The organism is Reinekea sp. G2M2-21 (genome assembly GCF_015687175.1).
Taxonomy (GTDB): Bacteria; Pseudomonadota; Gammaproteobacteria; order Pseudomonadales; family Natronospirillaceae; genus Reinekea.
Map to the genome: position 1 here is coordinate 1 of NZ_JADPQG010000020.1, position 3392 is coordinate 3392.

General features: G+C 50.8%; 2 rRNA genes. Both read left to right on the forward strand.

The window, feature by feature from the left end:
• Positions 1-216: 216 nt before the first annotated feature.
• Positions 217-3107: ribosomal RNA gene (locus tag IYN85_RS25360) — 23S ribosomal RNA — on the forward strand.
• 168 nt (positions 3108-3275) lie between these two features.
• Positions 3276-3391, forward strand: a 5S ribosomal RNA gene (gene rrf / locus IYN85_RS25365).
• Position 3392: the final 1 nt, after the last annotated feature.

A 3392-nucleotide genomic window follows, 5' to 3' on the forward strand; every position in this document is an offset into this window, starting at 1 on the left:
GTTCTTTAACAATCTAGAAGAGTTCTCAAAAGTTTCTCGAAAGAGAAGCGAGAAAAAACTGTATGTTGTGTTGTTGTTCTTAGCCGAATCGACAATGCAGCACACTGACTCAAGCGTAAAAACTTATCGTACAGTCCGGTGAGTTTGGAGTCTGTCGCCATAGCTTGTGCGATGGATTAACTCTGAACCCGCCCCATAGACCCTTTCGGGTTATATGGTCAAGTGACTAAGCGTATACGGTGGATGCCTTGGCAATCAGAGGCGATGAAGGACGTGGTAATCTGCGAAAAGCGTTGGGGAGCTGATAAACGAGCTTTGATCCAGCGATGTCCGAATGGGGGAACCCACCTGTCATAAGGCAGGTATCTTTACCTGAATACATAGGGTAAAGAGGCGAACGAGGGGAACTGAAACATCTAAGTACCCTCAGGAAAAGAAATCAACCGAGATTCCCTAAGTAGTGGCGAGCGAACGGGGAACAGCCCTTAAGCAATGTGAATGTTAGTGGAACAAGCTGGAAAGCTTGGCCGTAGTGGGTGATAGCCCCGTACACGAAAGCTGATCATTGTGAAATCGAGTAGGTCGGGACACGAGAAATCTTGACTGAATATGGGGGGACCATCCTCCAAGGCTAAATACTCCTGATTGACCGATAGTGAACAAGTACCGTGAGGGAAAGGCGAAAAGAACCCCTGTGAGGGGAGTGAAATAGATCCTGAAACCGTATACGTACAAGCAGTGGGAGCAGACTTGTTCTGTGACTGCGTACCTTTTGTATAATGGGTCAGCGACTTACATTTTGTAGCAAGGTTAACCGAATAGGGGAGCCGTAGGGAAACCGAGTCTTAACTGGGCGTCAAGTTGCAAGGTGTAGACCCGAAACCGAGTGATCTAGCCATGGGCAGGTTGAAGGTTGAGTAACATCAACTGGAGGACCGAACCGACTACCGTTGAAAAGTTAGCGGATGACCTGTGGCTGGGGGTGAAAGGCCAATCAAACTCGGAGATAGCTGGTTCTCCTCGAAATCTATTTAGGTAGAGCCTCGGACGAATACCACTGGGGGTAGAGCACTGTTTGGGCTAGGGGGTCATCCCGACTTACCAACCCCATGCAAACTCCGAATACCAGTGAGTACTATCCGGGAGACACACGGCGGGTGCTAACGTCCGTCGTGAAAAGGGAAACAACCCAGACCGTCAGCTAAGGTCCCAAAATCTATGTTAAGTGGGAAACGATGTGGGAAGGCTCAGACAGCTAGGAGGTTGGCTTAGAAGCAGCCACCCTTTAAAGAAAGCGTAATAGCTCACTAGTCGAGTCGGCCTGCGCGGAAGATATAACGGGGCTCAAACATAGTACCGAAGCTACGGACTTGTCATTTATGGCAAGTGGTAGAGGAGCGTTGTGTAAGCCGTTGAAGGTGAGTTGAGAAGCTTGCTGGAGGTATCACAAGTGCGAATGCTGACATGAGTAACGATAATGCGGGTGAAAAACCCGCACGCCGAAAGATCAAGGGTTCCTGTCCAACGTTAATCGGGGCAGGGTGAGTCGGCCCCTAAGGCGAGGCTGAAAAGCGTAGTCGATGGGAAACAGGTTAATATTCCTGTACTTGAATACAGTGCGAAGGGGGGACGGAGAAGGCTAGGTCATCCACGCGTTGGTTGTCGTGGTTTAAGCCGGTAGGTAGAGAGATTAGGCAAATCCGGTCTCTTAATACCGAGAGGTGATGACGGTGCATCTACGGATGCCGAAGTGATTGATGCCATGCTTCCAGGAAAAGCCTCTAAGCTCCAGCTGTATTGAAACCGTACTCTAAACCGACACAGGTGATCAGGTAGAGAATACCAAGGCGCTTGAGAGAACTCGGGTGAAGGAACTAGGCAAAATGGTGCCGTAACTTCGGGAGAAGGCACGCCGGTGATGGTGATCGGATTTACTCCGTAAGCTGCTGCCGGTCGAAGATACCAGGCCCCTGCGACTGTTTACTTAAAACACAGCACTCTGCAAACACGAAAGTGGACGTATAGGGTGTGACACCTGCCCGGTGCCGGAAGGTTAATTGATGGGGTTAGCGTAAGCGAAGCTCTTGATCGAAGCCCCGGTAAACGGCGGCCGTAACTATAACGGTCCTAAGGTAGCGAAATTCCTTGTCGGGTAAGTTCCGACCTGCACGAATGGTGTAACGATGGGGGCGCTGTCTCCACCCGAGACTCAGTGAAATTGAAATCGCTGTTAAGATGCAGTGTATCCGCGGCTAGACGGAAAGACCCCGTGAACCTTTACTATAGCTTCACACTGGACTTTGACGTTATTTGTGTAGGATAGGTGGGAGGCTTTGAAGTGGTGACGCCAGTTGCCATGGAGCCAACCTTGAAATACCACCCTGATAACGTTGAGGTTCTAACGCAGGCCTCGAAACGAGGTTGCGGACCGTGTGTGGTGGGTAGTTTGACTGGGGCGGTCTCCTCCCAAAGAGTAACGGAGGAGCACGAAGGTTGGCTAATCCTGGTCGGAAATCAGGAGGTTAGTGTAATGGCACAAGCCAGCTTGACTGCGAGACGGACAGGTCGAGCAGGTACGAAAGTAGGTCATAGTGATCCGGTGGTTCTGTATGGAAGGGCCATCGCTCAACGGATAAAAGGTACTCCGGGGATAACAGGCTGATACCGCCCAAGAGTTCACATCGACGGCGGTGTTTGGCACCTCGATGTCGGCTCATCACATCCTGGGGCTGAAGCCGGTCCCAAGGGTATGGCTGTTCGCCATTTAAAGTGGTACGCGAGCTGGGTTTAGAACGTCGTGAGACAGTTCGGTCCCTATCTGCCGTGGACGTTGGAAAATTGAGAAGAGCTGCTCCTAGTACGAGAGGACCGGAGTGGACGAACCTCTGGTGTTCCGGTTGTCATGCCAATGGCATTGCCGGGTAGCTACGTTCGGACAGGATAACCGCTGAAAGCATCTAAGCGGGAAGCCTCCTTCAAGATAAGTTTTCCCTGAGACTTTAAGTCTCCTGAAGGGCCCAGTAAGACTAACTGGTTGATAGGCAGGGTGTGTAAGCGTTGTGAGGCGTTGAGCTAACCTGTACTAATTGCCCGTGCGGCTTGGCCATATAACGCCGAAATGGTCTCGAAGAGAGATCTGGTGTGGCTGTACGCAAGTTAAAGCGTGAAGAAGTTGGTGTGTAGACATACAGAATTGAAGATTGAGAACTTGTTCTAGTAAACGAATTGGGTGATGGAGTGTGTGAGAGCCACTGTATCGATACCCTCAAAGTTTGCTTGACGACCATAGAGCATTGGACCCACCTGACCCCATACCGAACTCAGAAGTGAAACGATGCATCGCCGATGGTAGTGTGGGGTCTCCCCATGTGAGAGTAGGTCATCGTCAGGCT